A 25,832-nucleotide genomic window follows, 5' to 3' on the forward strand; every position below is an offset into this window, starting at 1 on the left:
TGTTGGTGATGCATGATCGAGAGCGCTGTCATTGCAGCCGCTGCCCGGAAATTTCATTGAAAAACGCCTTGCTGTCCGGTGTCCGTCCGAGGAAGTCGCGCACCATGTCGGCGCCAGTCTTCTCGCCGCCACGCGCCAGGATCGCCTGCCGGTAGCGCTGTCCCACCACCGGATCCATCAGCTTGCCCTGGTAGGCCGACAGCATGTCCAGCGCCAGCACTTCCGACCACATGTAGCCGTAATAGCCAGCCGAATAGCCGCCCATGATGTGACCGAACTGGCCCGGAAATTCCGTGCCCTCGACATGACCGAGTGGCGTGGCAGCTTCCATCGTGTTCCAGATCACGAGCGGGTCGCTGGACGCGGCTGCGGTTTTGAGTGAATACACATTCATGTCATAGCGCGCATACAGCAACTGCCGGCCGTAACGCAGGCCGCGACCAAAATTGTGCGCGGCAGTCAGGCGTGCCAGCAGCGCGTCATCGACCACCGGACACGGCGTGCTGCAAAAGCTGGCCAGCGTCGCCAGCGGGTCCTTGCGACGGGCCCATTCTTCGTACATCTGCGACGGCGCTTCCACGAAATCACGCTCGACGCTGGTGCCGGCCTGTTCGACATAGCGGGTCTGCGACAGCACGCCATGCAGCACGTGGCCGAATTCATGCACCATGGTTTCGAGTTCATCGCTGGACAAGCCGTTGCGGTCGAAATTGGTCACCAGCACCGACACCGGCGTGCGCTGCGCCAGCGTGCTTGCGCCACGGATGCCGAAGGCGGCCGCATGGCCGTATTTGCCTTCACGCGGAAACGGGTCGAGATAGATACCGCCTATGCGTTTCGAAGAGCGGGTGTCGAACACGTCGTAGTACTGCACCTCGGGATGCCAGACCGGCACCTCGCCTTTCGTGAAGCTGATGCCGTACAACTTGCTGGAAACATCCATGATCCAGGCCAGCGCGGCCGGTGTCGGGAAGTACGCGCGCAAGGCATTCTGGTCGACGCTGTAGCGCGCTTTTTTTAGTTTCTGTTGCCAGTAACCGGCATCCCAGCGTTCGATGCGCGTGCTGGCCAGATCGGTCTTCAGGGTCTGCGACTTGAACGCGCGCAGCTCCTCGATTTCCTTTTTTTCCAGCGCAGTAACCGCGACCTGGACTTCATCGAGGAAGGTAAATACTGCCGCTGGCGTTTTCGCCATGCGCCGGCGAATCACGTAATCGGCCCAGGTCGGCAAGCCGAACAGGCCGGCCAGTTCCTGGCGCAGCGCCATGGCTTCTTTCAGCATCGGCGGATTGGCCGCCGTGCCGCGATTGGTGTAAGCCGTTTGATAGCGGCGGCGCGCCTCGGCGTCATCCGCGTAGTCCATGAAGGGCAGGTACTCCGGGCTCTCAAAGCCGAGCAGGTAGTTGCCCTGCTCGTCGCGTTTTGCACGGGCCAAATAGTCAGCGGGCAGACCAGTCGCTTCCTGCGCGGTGAAGACCAGCCGGGTGCTGTTGTCGCGCACGTTGCGGGCGTAGGCCTGGCCGAGTTCTTCGAGCTGTTTCAGGATCGCCTTGAGACGTTGCTGGCGTTCCGGCGGCAGCGCCACGCCGGTGTCTTCGAAGCGGTCCATCAGGTCTTTGCGCAGCTTGGTGTCGATCGCGTCGCGGGGTTTGATGGTCTTGAATTTGGCATATACGACAGCGTTCTGGTTCAGCCCGGTATCGAACTGGCTGAGCTCGACCAGACAGGCTTCCATCGCGGTGCGGGTGGCCTTGTCGGGCGAGACATTACTGAGGATATCCATCGGTCCCTGCACATCCTGCAAGGCGATTTGGAGGCGGTTCCATTCGGCAAAGACCTTGGCAGCATTGCGCGTAGCCGGCAGCGCTTCCATGACGATGACGCGCTGGCGCAGGCTGGCCAGTCCGGCCTGGCAGAGCGGTGCCACCTGGTCGGCGCTGATGGCCGGGATCAGCGGACGCAGTTCGGCATGGGCGACTGCGGTCGTCGCGCTCAATACTGCCAATGTCAACATCAATGCGGGGCGCACAGGAAAACTGGAACGGGTCATTTTCTTTTCTCGATATCGAAATACATCCACTCGGCGTGCAGGATGGGGTGCTTCTTGTAACCGATCACGCGCGGCTGCGAAACCATGTTGCGGTAGCGCGCATAGCCCATGCGCTGGGCCGAATAGATTTCCATGATGCGGGTCATCTTGTGATAAATCAGGTCACGCTCGGGACCATCAGGCAGCTTTTGCGAGGCGCGATACAGCTCGTCGTAGGCCGGAATTTTTGCGCAGCCATTATTGTTCTGGCCGGTGTTGGGGCCGTAGTACAACTGCATGAAATTGTCGCCATCGGGATAGTCGGCGATCCATGGCGAGGTGCGGGTTTGCAGCTGGCAGGTCTTCTCGGCTTTCAGCAAATCCGGGAACGGCCGCACGTCGCCGTCCATGCGGATGGCAATCGAGTTATAGGTTTTTTTCCACATCTCGGCTTGCTGCTGACCGTTGCTGTCGTTGCGGGCCGAGTAGCGGATGGTGAAGGGTTTGCCGTTGGGCAGATTGCGATAGCCGTCGCCCCCTTTCTTGTAGCCGAACTTGTCGAGCAAGCCGTTGGCGGCAGCCGGGTCGAACTGGATCGAACTGCGGTAGGCCGGATCGTGCCCGACCACGCCGGGCGGAATCGGATATTGCAACGCGATCGCTTCGCCATTCCAGACCAGCCGGATTTCTTCGTCGACGTTGTGCGCCATGGCGATGGCCCGGCGCAACGCAATCTTGTGCTTTTCGAAACCGCCCAGTACCGGGTCCTGCATGTTCCAGTAGTAGTAACTGGATTCGGGGTCGACGATACGCGAGAGCTGGTAGCCTTTTTTGGCGAACTCGGGTTTCAGTTTGCCGCCACTGAGCAGTTGCGGCGCGAGCGGTCCCTGCAATTCGAACAAGTCGACTTCATCGTTCTGGAAGGCCAGCAAGCGCGACTGGTCTTCGATCATCACGGCAATTTCGACGCGGCCGATCTGCGGCATGCGCTTGCCTTTCAGCTTGGCGACGATGGCCTGATCTTCGGGGTCGCTGCCGGCCTTGAAGTCCCAGATCGAGCCGCGATAATCCGGGCTGGCCTCGAGCACCATGCGCGACGAACGCACCCATTCGGTCAAATGATACGGTCCGGTGCCAACCGGATTGGCCATCACCTGCCCGGCGCCGTCGCGGTATTTTTCAATCACTTCGCGTGCCACCGCGCTGGTCGGCTCGTGCGCCAGGATCATGCCGAGATTGAAGTCGGGCTGGGTCAGGTGGATGCGCAAGGTGTACGGATCAAGGATCTCGAAACCGGCGATCTTGCTGTCGTAATCGAACTTGCCGGTTTTCTTGGCCTCGGCGGCGAGCGCGTCAAGACCGACGATCTTGCCTTCGAATAACCAGGTGTGCGGCGAAGCCAGTTTCGGGTCGAACAGGCGACGGTACGAATACACGTAATCAGCCATGGTCAGTTCGCGCTTCTTGCCGTTGAAGGCCGCATCAGGATAGAAGGTGATGCCCTTCTTCAGGCGGATCGTGTAGGTCTTGCCTTCGTCGGTGACCTCGGGCATGCCATCGGCAGTCAGCGGGATCAGTTTGGCAGGACGGGCCAGGTAATCGTAGGTGTACAGGGCTTCAAAGACCGACTGCACGACCTTGGCGGAATACAGGTCGCGGCCAATGGCGGGGTCGAACCCGGTTTCGGCGGCGACAAAGACGTAGCGCAGCACCTTGTCGGGATCGGCTGCACCGGCGGCATGCGCGGCCAGCGAAAACGGCAGCGCCAGCATGCCAGCCATGGCCGCCAGCAGCGGTGCGCGTAACCAGAGTGATTTCATTGATGTCCTAGCGTGTCGGTGCTGTGTGGTGGAATAAAAATGGTGGGCAAACGCGGTGGAAAAAGACGCGACCGGTACGGTATGTTGCCGACCAGCCGGTGCCCGCGTAGCGATGCACGGCAAACTCAGCGCGCCTCGCTAGCCATGCGCTTGTCCACATCCAGGTATTCCCATCCTGCATGTATCAGCGGGTGTTTCTTGAAGCCTTGCACCCACGGCCGCGAGACCCAGTTGCGGATACGCAGTACCTGCAATACCCAGGCCGTGTCGGCTTCCATTTGCCGGTTCATCTGCGCATACAGCCCGGTGCGTTCCGGGCCTGGCGGCAGCGAGATCGCCTTTCTGTAGAGCGCATCGTAGGCAGGCGATTCGTAGCAACCGTTATTGCCCTGGTGCGCATTCGGTCCGTACAGCAGCTGCATGAAATTTTCGCCATCCGGATAGTCCACGCTCCACGCCCCGCCCCACATCATCAGCTCGCACTTGGTGGCGCTTTTCAGGTTGTCGGCAAAATTGCTGACCGGATGCTCGGCACGGATGCCGATGGTGTCGAGGCCACGCTTCCAGAGTTCGGCCAGTTCCTGATAAATCACTGACGCTTCGCGGTTGATGCGCAGGACCAGTGGTTTGCCATCGGGCAGCGTGCGGTAGCCGTCAGCACCGCGTTTGTAGCCGTACCGGTCCAGCAATTTGTTGGCCAGCACCGGATCGTAGCCAATGCTGCTGCGGTACGCCGGATCGTAACCGACCACGCCGGGCGGCATCACCATCTGGGCGCGCACTGCCTGATCCTGGCGAATGATGCTGACATCTTCGGCGGTGTTGTACGACATGGCGATCGCGCGGCGCAGTGCATTTTTTTCGATGGTGTAACCGCCGACGATCGGGTCATGCATGTTGAAGAAGGTGTAGCTGATGGCCGGCTCGATGAAGCGCTGCAGGCGAATGTTCTGGGCCGCGAAGGCCGGCTTGAGCTTGTCGCCATCAAGTGCGGTACGCGAGGCCAATTGCGGAATCCAGTCGATGTCGATCTGCTTGTCCTGGAAGGCCAGCCAGCGTGCCTGCTCTTCCTCGATCACGCTGATTTCGACGCGTCCGACCTGTGGCATTTTTTTGCCCTTCATGTCGCGGATCAGTTGCAGGTCGGTCGGATCGGCCGACGGCTGGAAATCCCAGATTGAACCACGATAGTCCGGATTGGCGACCAGAATGACTTTGCTGCGCGGCACGTACTTGTCCAGCATGTACGCACCGGTGCCGACCGGATGCTGGCCGCTCTGTGCGCCATAGGCATCGATGACTTCACGGGCGCTGCCGGCCATCGCACCGTAGGCGATCACGTACAAAAAATTGTAATCAGGTGCAGTCAGCTGAATCTGCAAGGTATAGCGGTCGGGCGTTTGCAGGCCGGCGACCGGGGCGTCGTAATCGAACTTGCCGGATTTCTTGGCGGCCGCGACCACGCTATCCATGCCGAGGATTTTTCCTTGCAGCAGGCCGGCTGACGGCGAGCGGTTGGCCGGATCGAGCAGGCGGCGAAACGAGTAGGCGAAATCCATCGCCGTCAGTTCACGCTTCTTGCCCTTGAAGGCAGGATCGTCGCTGAAATGGATACCTTTTTTCAGACGGAAGACGTAGGTCTTGCCTTCATTCGTTACCTCGGGCATCGCCTCGGCCACCTTGGGCACCAGTTTGGCCGGGCTGGCCAGGTAATCGTAGGTCAGCAGGGTTTCGTAGATCGTCTCGGCAATGAAGCCCGAGTAGTAGTTCTGGGTGCGCACCATGTCGAAGCCGTCATCGGCTGCCGGAAACGCCACCCGAATCACTTTGTCCGGATCAGCCGGACTGACCGCCTGGGCGGCGCTGCTGACCAGCAATGCGGCGATACAACCTTGCAATACAAACTTCCACATCGTTCGACATCCTTTATACGCTGCCGCCCTGGGGGCCGTGCCTGAAACGGGAACCGGATCCGGTTCGCATCCGATCTGGCCCGATGGGTTGTGGGACCATCGCGAACCTGCATGATGGCAGGTCGCAAAAGGCCATAAACATAGCCTAACCAGAGCAATTCCGGGAGCAGGATATTTTATTTTTCATGCTGCTTCGCACCATATTCGAAAGCAAAAGCGACCGTGCGGCAAGAGATAAATGCACCGCCTGAAGTGGTTCTCTGCAGCAATCCTCAGATCAATTCATAAAGTTTCGCCGGATTTACTTTTTGCCATACAAACACGCTGTTAATTGCGCTCAAGAAACAGTCGTCTCGCTATTTGCCCTGTTTACAGCACGGTTATTGTCCGTTGTTTTTTTGCACGGACGTTCTTTTTTTGCGTTGACACCCCTGTATTTCAAATGGTTCCATCTGAGCCACAAATTTACTTTCCAGAAGAAAGTAGTTGGCGACCCGAAAAAAAATCGGTGCGTAAAGATGGCTTTTAAAAAACATATTTATTCCCCAAAGGAGTTTGGCAATGATGAAGGAAACAGTTTTGTCGCGATCGATGCGCCTGATGTTCTCGGGTGGTGTCGCTGTTGGTATTGGCATGATCGCCATGCCAGCCCTTGCCCAGGAAGCCGTTTCAACGCAGCGCGTGGAAGTGACGGGCTCGAACATCCGCCGCGCACAGTCGGAAACAGCCTCCGCTGTCCAGACTCTCAGCCGCGCCGATATTGAAAAATCCGGTAAAGCCAGTGTTGCCGAATTGCTCCAGTCACTCGCTGTCGACAATCAAGGTTCGGTGCCAACGACCTTCGGCAATGGCTTCGCTGCCGGCGCATCGGGTATCTCGTTGCGTGGCCTGGGTACCGCATCGACGCTGGTGCTGGTCAATGGACGCCGGGTTGCGCCATATGGCCTGGCCGATGATGGTCAAAAAGTCTTTGCCGACTTGAACCTGATTCCACTGGAAGCCGTTGAGCGCGTGGAAATCCTGAAAGACGGCGCATCGGCAATTTATGGCTCGGACGCCATCGCCGGCGTGGTCAACGTGATCTTGCGCAAGGACTACAAAGGCACGACCGCCAAAGTCAGCTACGGTCAGACCACCGGCTACAACGACGGTAAAGATGTGCGCGCGACGATTACGCACGGCTTCGGCGATATCGATACCGACAAATACAATGTCTTGTTGAACTTTGAATACGGCAACAAAGGCAAAGCCAATTACCGTGATCGCGATGATCGTCGTCAGGTCGGTAAATCCGACCTGCGTCCGTACGGTTTCAGCGCACAGGAAAGCCTGAGTGGCGCCGGTGCGATCGTTGACAACAACCTCGCCGGTAGCGCAGTCAACGGCAACGTCCGCAATCCGACCACGCTGGATTATTACAACCGTGGCAATCTTGCGGGCACCGGTTTCACCCGCCTCTTTCCGGGCGCCGCCTGCGGTAATTTCACGACGCATCCGCAGGGCGATCCACTCGGTGGCTGCCTGACCGATGCAGCGCAGCAGTACAACGAAATCCAGCCGAAGCAAGAGACCTTCAACTTCTTCGGCCGCGGCACCCGTCAGATCACGCCGGATCTGCAGGCCTACGTGGAATACAACCTGTACAAAAGCAACTCGGTGTCATCAACGACTCCGTCTACCGTCAGCGGCAGCGTTGGTTATCCGGGCGGACCAGTCAGCAATGCGGGTGTTGCTCTTGGCGCAGGTCATCCGGACAATCCATACTTCGGTACTGCAGCACGCTTGCGTTACATCGCCACCGATGTCGGACAGCGTGTGAGCACGATTGACTCGACGTTCACGCGTCTGGTTGCAGGTCTGAAAGGTACTCAGGGCGCCTGGGATTTCGACACCGCGTTCCTTTACTCGGAAAACACGGTATCGAATTCGCGTACTGGCTATCTGGCGCGTGCAGCGACATTTGCCCTGTTGAATCCGACTGTCACTAACGTGGCCAATGCCCGTGCAAAAAGTGCTGCCTATGCAGCTCTGCCAGCAGGCACTTACTGGCGTATCGCTGAAAACGCTGGCCTGAATTCGGCTGCGGTCTATGCCGCATTGTCGCCAACGGTCAGCAACGATGCCAAGACCAAGGTCACGCAAATCGACTTCAAGGCGTCCCGCGAACTCGGCAAACTCGACGGTGGCAATATCGGCCTGGCCATCGGCGGTGAATTCCGTCGCGAGACAGTCAACCTCGATCCGTCCAGCGGCACCGAAACCGGTGACGTCATCGGACTGGGTTACTCCGCATACAAAGGCAGCCGCAATGTCGGCGCCCTGTATGCAGAGGTGCTGGCGCCGGTTGCGAAATCGCTGGAATTGTCAGCGGCAGTTCGTGCTGACCATTACACCGATGTCGGCAATGCCTTCACACCAAAACTCGGAGCGAAATGGACACCGGTCAAGGAATTCGCTGTCCGCGGTACCGTGGCGCGCGGCTTCCGTGCACCAAGTGCAGCTGAAAACGGCGAAGGCGGCCTGGCTGCCTTCTCGAGCGCGATCGATCCTACCCGCTGCGCATTGGGTGTGACCTCGGCTTGTTCGCCAGCCAGCGTCGCCGTCATCACATCGCCAAACAAAGACCTGCGGCCAGAAAAATCCGAAAGCACCACCCTCGGTTTCGTCTGGGATCCACTGCCGAAGACCAGCATGTCCCTCGATTTCTTCCAGATCAAACGGAACAATGAAATCAACCAGGAACAGACCTCGGCATCGATCGCCGCAGGCCAGGTATCCCGTGATCCAACGACAGCCACCGCCATTCCGGGTGACCCGGGTGGTATCACTGCCGTACTGGCGAAGTATGTCAATTCGGCATCAACCACCGTTCAGGGCGCCGACCTCGACTTCCGTCAGGGCTTCGATCTGGGTACTGGCTACGGCAAGTTGACCGTCGATGCGAAATGGACTCACCTGTTCAAATTCCTGCGCAAGGAAAAAGACGGCTCCGAGTTTGATTTCGCCGGCACGCACGGCAACTGTGACGTCACCAACTGTATCGGTACGCCAGCAGATCGCGTCAACCTGGGTGCTACCTGGGAACGTGATGCCTTCCGCGTATCGACCATCGTCAACTACCGCGGCAAGCTCGACAACAAGTTATTCAAGAACGATCCGGCCGGTTGCGCCAGCTTCTTTGCTGACGGTACCGATGCACCTAACGGCTGCAAACTGGCGTCCTTCACCACCGTCGACATGAGCTTCCGCTGGTTGGCCAACAAGAACGTCGAAGTCTTTGGCACGATCCAGAACCTGTTCGACCGGATCCCGCCACTTGATCCATTGACCTACGGTGCACAGTCCTACAATCCGCTGGACTACAGCGGTGCGCTTGGCCGTTACCTGAACGTTGGTGTCAAATACAAGTTCTGATTCAGAACAATCACTAAGTCAGCAACCCTGCCGGTAACGGCAGGAATCTGACAATAGCAGCACATTAGCCCGGGACGTGTTCCCGGGTTTTTTTATGCCTGATCATGACGTTCAATTGTGTGCAATAAAATCATGCACCTGAGACCCGAATTAGAAGGATTGCTTTAATTTTTAACCGCGCTGACTGATAGCCAAACACGCCCGGATTGCCTGCACGATCATTGCCCCCGCACAGATTTCACGTCGCCTAAAATTCGCTTTCGACCCGCATCGCGGCCGCAAGCGCCGCCGATGCATGCATTCCACAAAATTTTCTTCAGGAATAATTTCTTTTATGAAAAAATTGTTTTGTCGGAGTGGTAGCGCACATACAAAAACTGCGCTATCCCCTTGATTAATCAGGGATTATATTTTCGTTGCTGCTCGGATCGTTCTATGTATAATCCTCGCTTGGTTAAATTTCAAAATGCCTGCAGCCCGTGTTTTTCAACAGGGTTCGTCTCAGAAAAATGTATTGGTAATGGAGGAGTGAAGGCATGGATTTCTCGCAGAAAGAACGAAACCCCGCGAAAAAATTTGGTGGCCTCGCGGCTGTCATACTTCTGCATGTATTTATCGTGTACGCCCTCGTCTCAGGACTTGCCCGCAAAGCCGTTGAAGTCATCACGGAGCCGGTAGAAACCAAACTGATCGAAGAAGTCAAGGTGACGCCACCGCCACCGGATTTGCCACAACCACCGCCGCCACCGAAGATGGTCGCACCGCCTCCACCGTTTATCCCGCCACCAGAAATCCAGGTCAACACGCCGCCGCCAGTCAATGCGATTGCTGCTGTGACGAACGTGCAGCCAGTCAATCCGGTCATGCCAGCGCCTAGCGTACCGATGGCTGCTGTCGCTGCACCGGTAGCGCCTGGCCCGTCAGCACCGCCGGTCGTGGTGGCTGGTATCAATGATCTCAACAGCTGCAAGCCGGATTATCCGCGGGCCTCGCTGATTGCCGAAGAAACAGGCGTGACCCGGGTTGAATTTACGGTGTCGGCAAGCGGTCAGATGATGGATGCCAAGATCAAGAAAACCAGCGGATCACGCAACCTGGACCGGGCTGCGGTATCAGGTCTGAGCAAGTGCAAGTTCAACCCGGGCACGCAGGATGGCAAGCCTGTACAGTCGACCTTCTCGGTCGAATATGTCTGGAAACTGGATAATTAACACGGCAATGCCGGCGCTGCACTGACCCGTGCAGCGCCGGTTCAATTAGATCAGACCGGCTAGCCGGTTTCATTTTTACCCGGTATTCGTACCCATTTATTCGTACCTGTTTAATTCATTGGAGGAAGCATGTTTTTACCTAACCGTTTGTCCGCAATCGCTGCCGCGCTACTGATTTCTGTCTCTTCCGCCGCCGCGTTGCTGGCGCCGCAAACGGCTTCCGCCGCTGACACGGCTCCGATCATGATTGCGCAGGCCACGACCGAAACCGCTGCACCAGCAGCCGCTGCGCCTGCGATCGATTCTGCTGCCGGCACCGCCACCGCGTCGATGGAGCCGGCCAAAGAGCAAGTCTCCAATCCGTACGGTCTCGACGCACTCTGGAAAGGCGGCGACTTCGTTGCCCGCGGCACGCTGATCATTCTGGTGCTGATGTCGATGAGCAGCTGGTACGTGATCATCACCAAGGTGATCGACCAGCTCAAACTGGGTGGCCAGGCAGCTGACGCCAACAAGAAGTTCTGGAGCGCCAATTCGGTTGACGCTGGTATCGCCACACTGAAAGACGGCAGCCCGTTCCGCTACATCGCCGAAACCGGCGTCAAGTCGACCGTGCATAACGATGGCGCCCTGCTGGAGCATATCGACCTCAATACCTGGGTCACGATGTCGATCCAGCGCGCAGTCGAAAAAGTGCAGTCACGCCTGCAAGATGGCCTGGCATTGCTGGCGACCGTCGGTTCGACCGCACCGTTCGTTGGTCTGTTCGGTACCGTCTGGGGTATTTACCATGCACTGACCGCCATCGGTATCGCTGGTCAGGCCTCGATCGACAAAGTCGCAGGCCCGGTTGGCGAAGCGCTGATCATGACCGCCATTGGTCTGGCTGTCGCGGTACCGGCTGTGCTGGGTTACAACTTCCTGGTCCGTCGCAACAAGACCGCCATGGAAAACGTCCGCGCCTTCAGCTCCGACCTGCATTCGGTCCTGCTGTCGGGCGTGATGTCGACCGCCAATAAAAAGGGCTGATCCATGGCGATGAATCTCGGCTCTCCGGATAGCGATGAGGACGAGGTGATCGCCACGATCAACACGACGCCATTGGTCGACGTCATGCTGGTCTTGCTGATCATTTTCCTGATCACGATTCCCGTGGTAACGCATACCGTGCCGGTGAAATTGCCGAGCGAAGTCAACCAGCCTTACAAGACCAAGCCGGACAACATCAACCTGGCCGTCAACAAGGATGGCGACATGTTCTGGAACGAGCAACCGGTGGCCGATACGACCGCCCTGCTGGCCCGACTGAAAACCGTCGCAGTGATGACACCGCAACCCGAACTGCATATTCGCGGCGACCAGAACACCCGCTACGAATTCATCGGTAAGGTCATCCTGACGGCGCAACGCGCTGGCATCGTGAAGGTGGGTTTCATTACCGAACCCCCTGCACGCGGCGGTTGAGACCTCAGGTAAGTACAAGGACAAGGAGCATGCGATGGGAATGAATATAGGATCAGGCGGCGGTGACGACGAGCCGATGATCGAAATGAACATGACGCCTTTGATTGACGTGATGCTGGTGCTGATCATCATGCTGATCATCACGATTCCAATCCAGAATCACGCCATCAATCTGAATATGCCGGCCGGCAATCCACCGCCACCGACGGCACCGCCAGTGGTGGTGACGGTCGATGTCGATTTCGATGGCACCGTGATATGGGATGGCATCATCGTTCCGGACCGCGCCACCCTCGAAGCGAAGCTGCAGGCAGTCGCTGCAACACCAACCCAGCCGGAAGTGCATTTGCGTCCGAACAAGCTGGTGGCGTACAAATCGGTGGCTGCCGTGATGGCGTCAGCCCAGCGATTGGGCGTGACCAAGATCGGCATGGTCGGTAATGAGCAGTTTCTCAAGTAACCGGTTGTTGGCGATTTGATTGCACGGCAGGGGGCTTTCCTCTGCCGTTTTCATTTGCAGAAGTCCACGCTGAAGAGTCGCCTCGCAGAGAACCGCAATGCACTACGGCAGTCGATGCGCAGTGAAGAATCGTCAGCTGTGTCGGGCCAGATTTGGTCGCGACGGACTTGTCCCTTGTACGTTTAATTGAAAGAGCATCATGTCCAGATTCCAGATAGCCCGCCTTACCCTCCTGCTCGTCGCCATCAGTGTCGGCGGTGCCGCGTACGCGCAGGAATCGGTGCGTGCCGAACTCGGCAAACCACTGCAGCAAGCACAGGAAATGATGCGCGCGCAGCGCTACAAGGAAGCGCTTGCCAAGGTGCGTGATGCCGACCGCGTCGGTGCCAAAAATCCGACCGAGCAATTGACGCTGGACCGCATGCGGGGTGCTGCCGCACAGGGTGCCGGCGACAATGCCACTGCTGCCAAATCCTACGAATCGGCGATCAATTCGGGCCGCATGCCGGCCACCGACAACGTCAAGCTGATGCAGGCGCTGGCCATCCTGTATTACCGCGCCCAGGATTATGCCAAGGCACAGACCTGGATCCAGCGCTACATCAAGGAAGGCGGCACCGACCCGCAAGTGCGCGCACTGCTGGCCCAGACCTACTTCCTGAATAACGATTTCACGAAGGCACAAAAGGAGTTGCAGTCATCGATACAGGCCGACGAAAAGGCCGGCCGCACACCAAGCGAAGAATCGCTCCAGCTGCTGGTGAGCTGCGCACTGAAACTGAATGACAACAGTGCCTATGTCCAGGCCATGGAGAAACTGGTCGGGGCGTATCCGAAGAAGCAATACTGGGCTGACCTGGTCAACCGCATCTCCAGCAAGAAAGGCTTTTCGGATCGCTATGCGCTGGATGTATTCCGCCTGCGTCTGGCGAGTGGCTTGCTGAAATCGGCCGGTGACTATATGGAAATGTCGCAACTGGCGCTGCAAGCCGGTTTCGGCGCGGAAGGCAAGAAAATTGCCGACATGGGATTCAAGGCAGGCGTGCTCGGTGTCGGTGCAGAAGGTCCTCGTCAGAAGCGCTTGCAGGACCTGGCGAACAAGAACGCGGCTGAGGAAAAGACCGGCTTTGCGGCGGCAGAGAGCGCGGCCCTGGCCAGCAAGGATGGTACTGATCTGGTCAATCTTGGCTATAGCCTGGTGGCTGCAGGACAGGCCGAGAAGGGTCTGGCACTGATGGAGCAAGGGATCAAAAAAGGTGGCTTGAAACGGCTTGATGAAGCCCGTCTGCATCTGGGCGTGGCGTATGCGAGTGCCGGGAAGAAGGACAGTGCGATCAAGGCATTCAAGACGGTGCAGGGGACCGATGGCGCGGCTGATCTGGCGCGACTGTGGGTGGTGCAGACTGGTACGCCAATGAATTAGGCGTTGTGTCGCGCGGTAAGGTGCGGCAGCTGTGCCGCAAGTTGGCGCAGGCCGGACTTCGCAGCCAGCCCTTTCAAAGTGGACTTTACGTGCAAATTTCACCATGAAAACTACCGACTGTAGGTTGGACTGCGAAGCCCAACCTGTGTCAAATTCCCGATGGGGCCGGTGCTAATGGAAGCGATTTTGCTCCGTCGGGCAGCTCCGGGCTTGTCGCTTTGGCGTAGTCACCACGTCAGCAACCTACGACCGCGCAACGACCTGACAGGAAGCTTGACCCGTGTTGGGCTTTGCAGCCCAAGCTACGATTCGGCGCTGTGTTGGCGGTCCGAGGACTAGCTTGAAATGACAGACTTCGCAGTCCGGCCTGCGCGTTGATGTTGAGACCATAGTTGGTATCCGCTGAAATCACGGCACATCGCGCCGCACGTTCTATCTGCACAGATCCCGGCCGTGCTGTGTCAGAAATTCACACCCTTTGGTGTACACTCGCAAATCGTTCAGACTGCAGCCCCGAGACTCGCCACGGCAAGCACGACAGGCCCCTGAAGCGCAACCAGGCTATCCCGTTTCATCCGCACCGCGCAGCTCCCTGCGCCTTGCCCGAACACCATCGACAGCCATCAACACGGAGACCGCCATGCGTTTTCACCGAATCCTGAATTGCCTGGTGCTTGCAAGCATTGCCTTCCTGACCCTGCCAGCGCACGCCTTCGATCGGCCGTTTCCGGCGAACGCCAAACGCGGCATATTCGCCATTACCGACTATCCGCAAGTCAGTCTGGATGGCAAGGCACGCAGCCTCGCACAAGGCGCACGCATCTGGAGCACCGACAACCTGACCGTGATTCCTAACGCACTCGGCAGCAATGCCCATACCGTCAATTACACCACCGACCTGAACGGCACGATCGACCGGGTCTGGCTGCTCAGTGAACAAGAAGCAGCGATCCGCCGCCCTGCCAACACCACCTCTTCAAACCAGACTCAATAATGCAGAAAAAAGTATTCATCAAAACCTTCGGCTGTCAGATGAACGAGTACGACTCGGACAAGATGGCCGATGTACTCAACGCGACCCACGGCATGGTGAAAACCGACACGCCCGAAGACGCCGACGTGATCCTGCTGAACACCTGTTCGGTGCGTGAAAAAGCTCAGGAAAAAGTCTTTTCCGACCTCGGTCGTATCCGCGAACTCAAGCTGCTCAAGCCGGACCTGGTCATCGGCGTCGGCGGCTGCGTGGCGTCGCAGGAAGGCGCTGCCATCATCAAGCGCGCGCCGTATGTCGATGTGGTCTTTGGCCCGCAAACACTGCACCGCTTGCCAGCCCTGATCGACGCACGCCGCAGTTCGGGCAAGGCGCAAGTCGACATCAGTTTTCCGGAAATCGAAAAATTCGACCACCTGCCACCGGCCCGGGTCGACGGCGCCACCGCGTTCGTGTCGATCATGGAAGGCTGCAGCAAATACTGCAGTTATTGCGTGGTGCCGTACACACGGGGCGAAGAAGTCTCGCGCCGCTTCGATGACGTGCTGGCCGAAGTGGCCGGACTGGCGGCGCAGGGCGTCAAGGAAATCACGCTGCTGGGCCAGAACGTCAATGCCTTTCGCGGCGTCATGGCCGATGGCGAGATCGCCGACTTTGCGCTGCTCATCGAGTACATCGCCGAGATCGACGGTATCGAACGCATCCGCTTCGTCACCAGTCATCCGAAAGAATTCAGCCAGCGCCTCATCGACGCCTATGCCAAAGTACCGAAGCTGGTCGACCATCTGTACCTGCCGGCGCAGCACGGCTCGGACCGTGTGCTGATGGCCATGAAGCGCGGCTACACCGCACTTGAATACAAGTCGATCATCCGCCGCCTGCGCGAAGTGCGGCCGAACATTGCGATCTCGTCGGATTTCATCGTCGGCTTTCCGGGCGAGACCGAAGCCGATTTCGCGGCGATGATGAAGTTGATCGACGACATCGGTTACGACAACAGTTTCAGCTTCATTTTCAGCCCGCGTCCCGGTACCCCGGCCGCCACGCTGGAGGATGACACGCCGTACGCCGTGAAGCTCGAACGTCTGCAACGACTGCAGGCCGTCATCGATGCCAACACGCGGCGCTACAGCGACGCGATGGTTGGCCAGGTGTTCCGCGTGCTGGTCGAAGGCGCGTCCAAAAAGGATGCCAGCGAACTGCAGGGCCGCACCGAAAACAACCGGGTGGTCAATTTTGATGGTGGCCCGAACGGTGCGCGCCTGGTCGGGCAATTGATCGACCTGACCATCACCCAGAGTTTCGGCTATTCGCTGCGCGGCGAAGTAGTCCTCCCACATTGATTGGCGACTTTTGAAAACACGCTCCCCCGCTGAACCACTGTACTTCGTCCCCGAACCGCTCGACAACAAGCGGCTGGCCCATCTGTGCGGCCCGATGGATGAAAACCTGCGGCAGATTTCTGCTGCGCTCGACGTCACCATCTTCCGGCGCGGCGAGCGCTTCATTGTTGGCGGCAGCAACGCCGAACGCGCCACCGCGCTGCTGGAAAAGTTCTACGCGATTGCCGACCAGGTCGTGTCGATCGAAGAAGTCCAGCTGGCACTGGTCGAGCAACGCGCCGGCATGGCGTATGCCGAAACGCCACCGGCCACGCTCAAGCCATTGCGTGGCGCCGCCAAACGCAAGGCGGCCGAAGAATTCGAACTGCCCGCACCGACAGAACCGGACGGCCCGGTCCTGAAAACCCGGCGCCATGACTTGCGCGGCCGCACGCCGCACCAGCTGGAATACCTCAAAGCCATTCTCGACCATGACGTCACGTTTGGCGTCGGTCCGGCCGGCACCGGCAAAACCTACCTCGCGGTAGCCTGCGCGGTCGATGCGCTGGAACGCGATGCGGTCAAGCGCATCGTACTCACGCGCCCGGCAGTCGAAGCCGGTGAGCGCCTGGGATTCCTGCCGGGCGACCTCGCGCAAAAAGTCGACCCGTACCTGCGCCCGCTGTACGACGCGCTGTACGACCTGCTCGGTTTTGACCGTACCCAAAAAATGTTCGAGAAGCAGGCCATCGAAATCGCGCCACTGGCCTACATGCGTGGCCGCACGCTGAATCATGCCTTCGTGATCCTCGACGAAGCGCAAAACACCACGCCGGAACAGATGAAGATGTTCCTCACGCGGATCGGTTTTGGCAGCAAGGCCGTCATCACCGGCGACATCACGCAGATCGATTTGCAGCGTAGCCAGAAGAGCGGTCTGATCGACGCGATCGATGTGCTCGATGACGTTCGCGGCATCGCCTTCACCCGATTCACCAGCGCCGACGTGGTCCGTCATCCACTGGTGGCACGCATCGTCGATGCCTATGAAGCCTCTGCACTGGATGCAGAAGGACTTGGCCAGAAACCCGCAGCGAGCCGCCGTGTCACCAAAAAATAAACTCTCGCTGGCGGTGCAGTATCCCGATGCGCGCCTGGCCACGCTGATCACCCGTCCTCTGCTGCGGCGCTGGGTGCAGGCAGCGCTGTTTGCGCCAGCCGAACTGACCATCCGTTTCGTCGATGCCGAGGAAGGCCGCACCCTGAACCGGGAATATCGCAGCAAGGATTACGCGACCAATGTGTTGACGTTTGCCTACAGCGAAGACGAGTCGGAAGACGTCACCCGGGCTGACCTGATCCTGTGTACCGATGTGCTGGAGACCGAGGCTGCCGCGCAGGGCAAACCCTTGCTGGCCCATGCCGCGCATCTGGTGGTGCACGGGGTGATGCATGCGCAGGGGTATGACCATGAGACGGATGTCGAGGCGGATGAGATGGAGGCGCTGGAGATTGAGGTGCTGGGGAAGCTGGGGTTTGGGAATCCGTACCTCGAGCCGGTATAGGCTGTCCTTTCAAGGTGAGCCTTGGGCTGCGAACAAAACTCTGTTGGGCTGCGAACAAAACTCTGTAGGTTGGGCTGCGAAGCCCAACGTGCGTCAGGTTGCTTTGCGGGTCGACACTACGGGCGGGCTGCGGGCTGCGGGCTGCGGTAGCTAAAACGGCTTGCGCTCCGTGGAGCCAAGCCGGGTGCGGCCCGGCAGCCGCTCACTTTTTTGCTTCGCCAAATAAAGTAAGCAAAAAAAGGCGACCGCTAGACCGCTGCCCTGCGGGTTCCCAAATACCGTGCCCGGTCAGGGGGAGACCCGCAAACTCGCTGCGCTCAGACAGTGCGGGCCTCTTATCCCCTGCCCGGGCACGGTATTTGGCAGCGGCCTTTTATGCGGAATTCAAAGTCAAGACCAAGCCCAGCCTTGGTATTTGAATGATGGTCGTGCTCGCTTTGCGCGAGGAGGACTGCTGGTAAAAGCTTTGTAGGTTTTGGTTTTGGTTTTGGTTTTGGTTTTGGTTTTGGTTTTGGTTTTGGTTTTGGTTTTGGTTTTGAATTTGATTTTGACGAGCTAGCGTTCTCGCGCAAAGCGAGCCTCGCCATCAATCAATTACCAAGGCTGGGCTTGGTCTTGATCTTGAATTCCGCGTAAAAAGGCCGCTGCCAAAAACGGGGTACGGCAAGAGGATCAGAAGCCCGCACTGTCTGAGCGCAGCGAGTTTGCGGGCTTCCCTCTTGCCGTACCCGGTTTTTGGGAACCCGCAGGGCAGCGGTCTTGCGGTCGCCTTTTTCTTGGTTACTGCTTTTTGGCGAAGCAAAAAGAAGTGACCGGCTGCCGGGCCGCACCCGGCTTGGTCATGACGGAGCACATAACATTTCAGTTACCGAAGGCCTCGACGCCGTGGTGACCCGCACCGCAACTTGACGCATGTTGGGCTTCGCAGCCCAACCTACGGACAGCGAAGCAAAAAGAAGTGACCGGCTGCCAGGCCGCCCCCGGCTTGGTCATGACGGAGCACATAACATTTCAGTTACCGAAGGCCTCGACGCCGTGGCGACCCGCACCGCAACCTGACGTAGGTTGGGCTTCGCAGCCCAACCTACGGACGGTGGCCGGGTTGACAGGCTGCCGGCCGCCCCCGGCTTGGTCGCGACGACGGCAAAGCGGCCGCGGCCAAGACCGCAACCACACCAGAATGCCAAAAACCCGGTTCTTATGGTGTATCCTGATCCCCTTCAAAACCACACCGAACCCACGGCTCTCCGCCCAATGCAAGATCACCCTACTGGCGCGAAACTCCCCGACGCCAAACCGCATCGTTCGTTGTTCGAACGACTCACCGCCCTGATTTCACCCGAGCCGGAAAACCGCGCCGAGTTGCTCGAAATCCTGCAAGACGCCCATGAACGCAGCCTGATCGATGCCGATGCGCTATCGATGATCGAAGGCGTGTTTCAGGTGTCCGACCTGTCCGCCCGCGACATCATGATTCCGCGCTCGCAGATGGATATGGTCGATATCGCGAAGCCGATCGAGGAATGGTTGCCGATGGTGCTGGATACCGCCCACTCGCGCTTCCCCGCGGTCGAGGGAGAACGCGACAAGGTGGTCGGGATCCTGCTGGCCAAAGACCTGCTGCGCTACTACGCAGAAGAATCGTTCGACGTGCGCCACATGCTGCGCCCGGCGATCTTCATTCCGGAATCGAAACGCCTCAATGTCCTGCTGCGCGACTTTCGCGCCAACCGCAATCACATGGCCGTCGTGGTCGACGAATACGGCGGTGTCGCCGGCCTGATCACGATCGAAGACGTGCTGGAGCAGATCGTTGGCGACATCGAAGACGAATACGATTTCGATGAAGAAGAAGACAACGTGCTGGCGATCAAGGATGGGCAGTTCGGCGCCAAATGGCGGGTCAAGGCACTGACCGAAATTACCCAGTTCAATGAGGCGCTCGGCGTGAATCTCCCAGACGACGACGTCGACACCATCGGCGGACTGGTCGCCAATCATCTGGCCCGCGTCCCGCACAAGGGCGATGTGTTCGATATCGACCAGTTGCGTTTCGAAGTCCTGCGTGCCGATGCCCGCCAGGTCCACGTGCTGCTGGTCGAAAAGCTGGGCGAGCCTGCGGCAGAGTCGGTTGCGTAATCGCGCTACCGGCAGTACGCCGGAGCGATTTGCCGTCCCGCTGGCGTTTTGCGCCGGCGCAGTGAACGTCCTGGCTTTCGCGCCATACGGCTTGTGGCCGCTGCAAATCCTTTCTTTGAGTGCGCTGTTCTGGCTGCTGATGCGTACCGATGGCGTGCGTCGCAGCGCGCTGTTGGGCTGGATGTATGGATTTGGCTGGCTGCTGTTCGGTACCTGCTGGCTGTATGTCAGCCTGCATGATTACGGCGCCCTGCCGGCACCGGTAACGGTGATTGCCGTGGCCGGACTGGCGCTGTTCCTGGCCGGACTGATGGCCGGCGCCACCGGACTGGCCGCCGCGCTGCGGCAACGCTGGGACAGTGCCCCCCGGGTATTGCTACTGCTGTTACTGCCGGCTCTGTTCATGCTGGCCGAATGGACGCGGGCGTGGATATTTACCGGATTCCCGTGGCTTGCGGCTGGCTATGCCCACCAGAGCGGACCGCTGGCGGGCTTTGCGCCGGTCATTGGCGTGTACGGTATCGGCTTGCTCAGCGCAGTGATTGCCGGTGCACTGGTCCTGCTGCCGAGACACAAATGGCTGGCACTGTTGCCGGCCGTGCTATTTATTGGCGGCGCGGTCCTGCAGCAGATCAACTGGACTGCGCCCTTCGGCAAACCGATCACGGTGCGTCTGCTGCAAGGCAACGTGCCGCAGGAAATGAAGTTCAACCCGGACCGCATACCCGACACGTTGATCAATTATTACGACCTGATCACGGCCAAACCCGCCGACCTGATCGTGACACCCGAAACCGCCCTGCCACTGCTGGCAAACCAGTTGCCGCCAGATTATCTGCCGCGCCTGGGCACATTTGCGCGCAACACCGGCAGCCATTTGCTCGTCGGCGTACCGATCGCCGACAGTGCGCAGCATTACACCAACAGCGTGCTCGGCATCGGCAGCGGCGGCCTGGTGTCCTACCGCTACGACAAACATCATCTGGTGCCATTTGGCGAATTCATTCCGCTGGGTTTTCGCTGGTTCATCGACATGATGCAGATGCCGCTGGGCGACTTTAGCCGTGGCGCGGTGCAACAGGTGCCAATGCCCGTCAAGGATCAGTGGGTCTTGCCGAACATCTGCTACGAAGATCTGTTTGGCGAAGAGATCGCCGACCAGCTCAGCGGCAATGGCGCGCAAGCCACGCTGCTGCTCAATGTCTCGAACATTGCCTGGTTCGGCAACTCGATCGCGCTGCCGCAGCATCTGCAGATCTCGCAAATGCGCTCGCTCGAAACTGGCCGGCCGATGCTGCGTGCCACCAATACGGGCGCGACCGCCGTGATCGACCAGAAGGGCCGCGTGCTGCACAGCCTGCAGCCACTCACCGCTGGCGTGCTGGACGCCTCGGTACAAGGTTATCGCGGTACCACGCCGTATATTTTGCTGGGCAACCGGCTGATCCTGGCGATTGCCGCCGCAATGCTGCTGCTGGCAGGCGTGCTTGGCCGCAAAAAGGTGGCCGGGCGCGTGCCCGGCTCACCCGAAAACCGCTAAAATCCCTCTCTTTGCTGTGATCCTGTCGGGATCAGGCACGACAACCCCTACTTCCGCTGCGATCCGAACCAGATGCTCACATTCCAACAAGTCATTCTCAAACTGCAAGAATACTGGGCTGCCCAGGGCTGTGCCTTGCTGCAACCGTACGACATGGAAGTCGGCGCCGGCACCTCGCATACCGCGACCTTCCTGCGCGCAATCGGCCCGGAGCCATGGCGCGCTGCCTACGTGCAGCCTTCGCGCCGTCCGAAAGATGGTCGCTACGGTGAAAATCCGAACCGCATGCAGCACTATTACCAATACCAGGTAGTCCTGAAGCCCGCGCCGGAAAACATCCTGGAACTGTACCTCGGCTCGCTCGAAGCGCTCGGCCTGGATCTCAAGCAAAACGATGTGCGCTTCGTTGAAGATGACTGGGAAAACCCGACGCTGGGCGCCTGGGGCCTGGGCTGGGAAGTCTGGCTCAATGGCATGGAAGTCACGCAATTCACGTATTTCCAGCAGGTCGGCGGGCTCGATTGCAAACCGGTGCTGGGTGAAATCACCTACGGCATCGAGCGCCTGGCGATGTATTTGCAAGGTGTGGAAAATGTCTATGACCTGGTCTGGACCGAACGCAGCGACCACGGCGTGACACGCAACCTGACTTACGGCGACGTGTTCCACCAGAACGAAGTCGAGCAATCGACCTACAACTTCGAACACGCGAATACCGATTTCCTGTTTTCTCAATTCACCAGTTTCGAGTCCGAAGCCAAGCGCCTGATGGAGTTGTCGCTGACACTGCCGGCCTACGAAATGATCCTGAAGGCAGCGCACAGTTTCAACATGCTCGACGCCCGTGGCGCGATTTCGGTGACCGAACGCGCCGCCTATATCGGCCGTATCCGCACGCTGTCGCGCGCGGTCGCAGCGGCCTATCTGGCATCGCGTGAAAAACTCGGGTTCCCGATGTGCGGTGACCCGCGCCAGGTCGCCTGAAACAGGGTGATGCACACCCTGGCCTCTCCCTTTTCACTATGTGCTGCCGGCCGTCGGCAGCCTGCTCCGGAATGACTGCTTAAACATGAATCAAACGCTACTGGTCGAACTGCTTACCGAAGAACTGCCGCCCAAGGCGCTTGCCAAACTGGGCGAGGCCTTCGCCCAAGGCGTGGCGCAGGGATTGGCATCGCGCCATTTTCTGGAGACAGCGTCGGTCACCACGACCTATGCCTCGCCACGCCGACTGGCCGTGACGATCACGCAAGTGCGTGCGGTCTCGCCCACCAAAACCATGCGCGACAAGGTCCTGCCGGTCTCGGTGGCACTGGATGCGGAAGGCAACCCGAGCGCACCGCTGCTGAAAAAACTGGCAGCGATGGCCGTGGCGATTCCCGGCGCGACACCGACGCTGGCCGATCTGGAGCGTGCTGCCGATGGCAAGGCCGAGAGTTTTTTCTACAATTACAGCGCGCCGGGTGCCTCGCTGCGCGATGGCCTGCAACAGGTACTGGAAGAAGCCATCGCCAAATTGCCGATCCCGAAGCTGATGAGCTACCAGCGTCCCGATGGCAGTACCGTACAATTCGTGCGTCCGGTGCATCGGCTGATCGCGCTGTTCGGCGATGAATTGCTGCCGCTGTCGCTGCTGGGACTCCACGCCGGGCGGGTCACGCTGGGCCACCGCTTTCTGTCGGAGGGCGAATTACGCATCACCGACGCCGACAGCTACGGCACGATCCTCGAACAGCAGGGCAGCGTCATTGCCGATCCGGTGGCCCGCAAGGAAACCATCCGCGCGGCGCTGCTGGCAGCGGCCGGTGACGACAAGGTGCTGATGCCCGAAGCGCTGCTCGACGAAGTCGCCGCACTGGTCGAATGGCCGGTGGTGTATGCCTGCCATTTCGAGGAAGAATTCCTGGCGGTGCCGCAGGAATGCCTGATCCTGACGATGCAGACCAACCAGAAATATTTTGCGCTGACCGACAACGATGGCAAGCTGCGCTCACGGTTCCTGATCGTCTCGAACATCGCCACCGCCGATCCGCAGCACATCATCGGCGGCAACGAGCGCGTGGTGCGGCCGCGCCTGTCGGATGCAAAATTCTTTTTCGAGCAGGACAAGAAAAAATCACTGGCGGACCGCTTGCCCGGCCTGTCGAGCGTGGTGTACCACAACAAACTCGGCACGCAAGCACAACGCACCGAACGCGTCGCCACACTGGCAGGCAAGATCGCGCTGGCGCTGGGTGCCGATGTGGCACTGGCTGAACGCGGCGCGTTGCTGGCAAAGACCGATCTGATCACTGACATGGTCGGTGAATTCCCTGAGCTGCAAGGCATCATGGGTGCGTATTACGCCCGTCACGATGGCGAACCGGCCGAAGTCGCGCTGGCCATTTCCGAGCACTACCAGCCGCGTTTTGCCGGCGATGCGTTGCCGTCCAGCGTGACCGGCACCACCGTGGCGCTGGCCGACAAGCTCGAAACCCTGGTCGGCATCTGGGGCATCGGCCTGCAACCGACCGGCGACAAGGACCCGTTTGCGCTGCGCCGCCATGCACTGGGCGTGCTGCGGATGATGATCGAAAAGCGCCTGCCGCTGTCGCTGTCGGGCGTGCTGGCCGATACCGCGAATCTGTTTGCCGGCAATCCGGCCTTCACCGTGCCCGGCCCCGCGCTGCTGGCATTCATGTTCGACCGGTTGCGCGGTCTGCTGCGCGAACGCGGCTTTACGCCGAATGAAATCGAAGCGGTCGTGGCGCAGCAACCCGATGTACTCGACAACATCATCGACCGGCTCGATGCAGTGCATGCCTTCGCCGCCCTGCCCGAAGCCGAGTCGCTGGCCGCCGCCAACAAGCGCATCACGAATATCCTGAAAAAGACCGACATCGTTCCCGGCGTCGTCCACAACGGCCTGCTGCGTGAAGTGGCCGAAGAAGCGCTGTATGGCGCGATGACGCTGTTGCAGCCGCACGTCGACGCAGCCTTTGCGGCCGGTGACTTCAGCGGCACGCTGCTGTCGCTGGCGCGTTTGCGTCACAACGTCGATGCGTTTTTCAAGGATGTGATGGTGATGGCCGAGGATGAACAACTGCGCGCCAACCGGATCGCCCTGCTGTCGCAATTGCACACGATGATGAACCGGGTGGCCGACATCTCGACCCTGGCCACATGAGCGAGCGCACCCCTCCGGTCAAGCTGATCATCCTCGACCGCGATGGCGTGATCAATCTCGACTCCGACGCGTTCATCAAGTCGCCGGAGGAATGGATTCCGATTCCCGGTTCGATGGAAGCGATCGCCCGCCTGAACCAGGCAGCTTATCGCGTGGTGGTGGCGACCAACCAGTCGGGAATAGCCCGCGGATTATTTTCGATGCACGCGCTCAATGCGATCCACCAGAAAATGCACGATGCCGCCCAACAGGCCGGCGCCGACATCGATGCAGTGTTCTTTTGCCCGCATGCGGCGGACGCCAATTGCGATTGCCGCAAACCCAAACCGGGACTGCTGCATGAAATCGCCAGTCGCTATGAAGTCAGCATGAAAGGTGTACCGACCGTCGGTGATTCGCTGCGCGACCTGCAGGCCGGTTATGTGGTGGGTTGCGTGCCGTTCCTGGTTCGCACCGGCAAGGGAATCGTGACCGAAGCCAAGGGCGGCCTGCCGCCGGGCACGACGGTCTTCGACACGCTGAGCGCCGTGGTTGACCATTTGCTGACACCCGCCTGACCCTTCTTTTTTCCTGTTCCGGAGTTTCGATGTCTCGTTTTATCCTGCTGTTGCGCTCGCTGCTTTTTCTGGTTGTCATGGTGCTGGTCACGATTCCGTGGGCCTGTATCTGCTTCGTGGCCTTGCCGTTGCCCTACGGCGCGCGTTATTTCATTACCTCACGCTGGAACGTGTTCGTGATCTGGCTGGCAAAGATAGTGTGCGGGATTCGCTATGAGGTGCGTGGCGTGACGAACCTGCCGGATGCGCCGGTGATCCTGTTGTGCAAGCATCAGTCCGCTTGGGAAACGATTTTCCTGTTGTCGGAAATGCCGCGCCCGTTGATTTTCGTGCTGAAAAAAGAATTGCTGTACGTACCGTTTTTTGGCTGGGCGCTGGCGCTGCTGCGCATGATCCCGATTGATCGCAGCAATGGCCGCGACGCCTTTGCCCAGGTCGTGGTACAGGGCCGCAAGCGCCTGGCCGATGGCCAGTGGGTCATCATGTTCCCGGAAGGCACCCGTACTGCAGTCGGTGGTCAGGGCAAGTACAAGGGTGGCGGTGCACGGCTGGCGGTCGAAACCAATACCGTGGTGGTACCGATCGCGGTCAATTCCGGCGAATGCTGGCCCAAGAATTCCTTCATCAAGAAGCCGGGTCTGGTGACCGTATCGATAGGGGCGCCCATTTCATCCGAGGGCAAGACACCCGCCGAACTGATGCAGGCGGTCGAAAACTGGATCGAGTCCGAAATGCGGGTGATTTCGCCGACCATGTATGCGACGCCGTTCGTGCCCAAATAGCGGAATCTCCCTGCCGTGACCCAGCCGCGCAATCTT

General features: G+C 59.2%; 19 protein-coding genes. 16 read left to right on the plus strand and 3 right to left on the minus strand.

The genetic code is table 11. From position 1 onward, the window contains the following. Positions 1-28 precede the first annotated feature (28 nt). The 3 genes from ABD720_RS02065 to ABD720_RS02075 form a co-directional block, all read right to left on the minus strand. On the minus strand, positions 29-2,050 hold the full coding sequence (locus ABD720_RS02065; protein ID WP_344761555.1) for a M3 family metallopeptidase: 2,022 nt from the start codon (positions 2,048-2,050) through the stop codon (positions 29-31). Next, complete coding sequence (locus ABD720_RS02070; RefSeq protein WP_344761556.1) at positions 2,047-3,849, minus strand: ABC transporter substrate-binding protein; 1,803 nt, start codon at positions 3,847-3,849, stop codon at positions 2,047-2,049. Before ABD720_RS02070 ends, ABD720_RS02065 begins: the two co-directional genes overlap by 4 nt. Positions 3,850-3,974: 125 nt before the next feature. Continuing rightward, entirely contained in the window at positions 3,975-5,762 is a 1,788-nt protein-coding gene (locus tag ABD720_RS02075; RefSeq protein WP_344761557.1) for an ABC transporter substrate-binding protein, read from the minus strand. Between the two features lie 561 nt (positions 5,763-6,323). Between ABD720_RS02075 and ABD720_RS02080 the strand changes: the two genes are divergently transcribed. The 16 genes from ABD720_RS02080 to ABD720_RS02155 all read left to right on the plus strand — a co-directional run bounded on the left by ABD720_RS02080 (position 6,324) and on the right by ABD720_RS02155 (position 25,796). Continuing rightward, positions 6,324-9,176 carry a TonB-dependent receptor gene (locus ABD720_RS02080; RefSeq protein WP_344761558.1) on the plus strand — a complete coding sequence of 951 codons (2,853 nt, stop codon included), beginning with the start codon at positions 6,324-6,326 and terminating at the stop codon, positions 9,174-9,176. 617 nt (positions 9,177-9,793) lie between these two features. Beyond that, positions 9,794-10,387 (plus strand): energy transducer TonB, encoded by a 594-nt coding sequence (locus tag ABD720_RS02085; protein ID WP_344761559.1) that lies wholly within the window; start codon positions 9,794-9,796, stop codon positions 10,385-10,387. Between the two features lie 129 nt (positions 10,388-10,516). Continuing rightward, entirely contained in the window at positions 10,517-11,416 is a 900-nt protein-coding gene (locus tag ABD720_RS02090) for a MotA/TolQ/ExbB proton channel family protein (protein ID WP_344761560.1), read from the plus strand. Positions 11,417-11,419: 3 nt separating this feature from the next. Then, on the plus strand, positions 11,420-11,851 hold the full coding sequence (locus tag ABD720_RS02095; RefSeq protein ID WP_344761561.1) for an ExbD/TolR family protein: 432 nt from the start codon (positions 11,420-11,422) through the stop codon (positions 11,849-11,851). Between the two features lie 34 nt (positions 11,852-11,885). Further along, a complete protein-coding gene (locus ABD720_RS02100) occupies positions 11,886-12,311 on the plus strand; it encodes an ExbD/TolR family protein (protein WP_344761562.1) in 426 nt (141 codons plus the stop codon). A gap of 199 nt (positions 12,312-12,510) precedes the next feature. Then, positions 12,511-13,734, plus strand: coding sequence for a tetratricopeptide repeat protein (locus ABD720_RS02105; RefSeq protein ID WP_344761563.1), 1,224 nt, complete (start codon positions 12,511-12,513; stop codon positions 13,732-13,734). 640 nt (positions 13,735-14,374) lie between these two features. Continuing rightward, complete coding sequence (locus tag ABD720_RS02110; protein WP_344761564.1) at positions 14,375-14,728, plus strand: hypothetical protein; 354 nt, start codon at positions 14,375-14,377, stop codon at positions 14,726-14,728. Next, positions 14,728-16,068: a tRNA (N6-isopentenyl adenosine(37)-C2)-methylthiotransferase MiaB gene (gene miaB / locus ABD720_RS02115; RefSeq protein ID WP_344761565.1), complete on the plus strand. Its 1,341-nt coding sequence runs from the start codon at positions 14,728-14,730 to the stop codon at positions 16,066-16,068. The genes ABD720_RS02110 and miaB overlap by 1 nt, the downstream gene beginning before the upstream one ends. A 10-nt stretch (positions 16,069-16,078) precedes the next feature. Continuing rightward, a complete protein-coding gene (locus ABD720_RS02120) occupies positions 16,079-17,167 on the plus strand; it encodes a PhoH family protein (protein WP_344761566.1) in 1,089 nt (362 codons plus the stop codon). Further along, a complete protein-coding gene (gene ybeY, locus ABD720_RS02125; RefSeq protein WP_344761567.1) occupies positions 17,151-17,612 on the plus strand; it encodes an rRNA maturation RNase YbeY in 462 nt (153 codons plus the stop codon). The genes ABD720_RS02120 and ybeY overlap by 17 nt, the downstream gene beginning before the upstream one ends. Before the next feature lie 1,254 nt (positions 17,613-18,866). Further along, positions 18,867-19,751, plus strand: a complete 885-nt coding sequence (locus tag ABD720_RS02130; protein ID WP_344761568.1) for a CorC family transporter — start codon at positions 18,867-18,869, stop codon at positions 19,749-19,751. Beyond that, on the plus strand, positions 19,684-21,291 hold the full coding sequence (gene lnt / locus ABD720_RS02135; protein WP_344761569.1) for an apolipoprotein N-acyltransferase: 1,608 nt from the start codon (positions 19,684-19,686) through the stop codon (positions 21,289-21,291). Before ABD720_RS02130 ends, lnt begins: the two co-directional genes overlap by 68 nt. A gap of 72 nt (positions 21,292-21,363) precedes the next feature. Then, positions 21,364-22,275 (plus strand): glycine--tRNA ligase subunit alpha, encoded by a 912-nt coding sequence (glyQ, locus tag ABD720_RS02140; RefSeq protein WP_344761570.1) that lies wholly within the window; start codon positions 21,364-21,366, stop codon positions 22,273-22,275. Positions 22,276-22,360: 85 nt separating this feature from the next. Continuing rightward, positions 22,361-24,457, plus strand: coding sequence for a glycine--tRNA ligase subunit beta (gene glyS, locus ABD720_RS02145; RefSeq protein WP_344761571.1), 2,097 nt, complete (start codon positions 22,361-22,363; stop codon positions 24,455-24,457). Next, entirely contained in the window at positions 24,454-25,014 is a 561-nt protein-coding gene (gene gmhB / locus ABD720_RS02150; RefSeq protein ID WP_344761572.1) for a D-glycero-beta-D-manno-heptose 1,7-bisphosphate 7-phosphatase, read from the plus strand. The genes glyS and gmhB overlap by 4 nt, the downstream gene beginning before the upstream one ends. 29 nt (positions 25,015-25,043) lie before the next feature. Continuing rightward, positions 25,044-25,796, plus strand: coding sequence for a lysophospholipid acyltransferase family protein (locus ABD720_RS02155; RefSeq protein WP_344761573.1), 753 nt, complete (start codon positions 25,044-25,046; stop codon positions 25,794-25,796). Positions 25,797-25,832 lie beyond the last annotated feature (36 nt).

It is taken from the genome of Actimicrobium antarcticum, from assembly GCF_039536745.1.
Taxonomy (GTDB): Bacteria; Pseudomonadota; Gammaproteobacteria; order Burkholderiales; family Burkholderiaceae_D; genus Actimicrobium; species Actimicrobium antarcticum.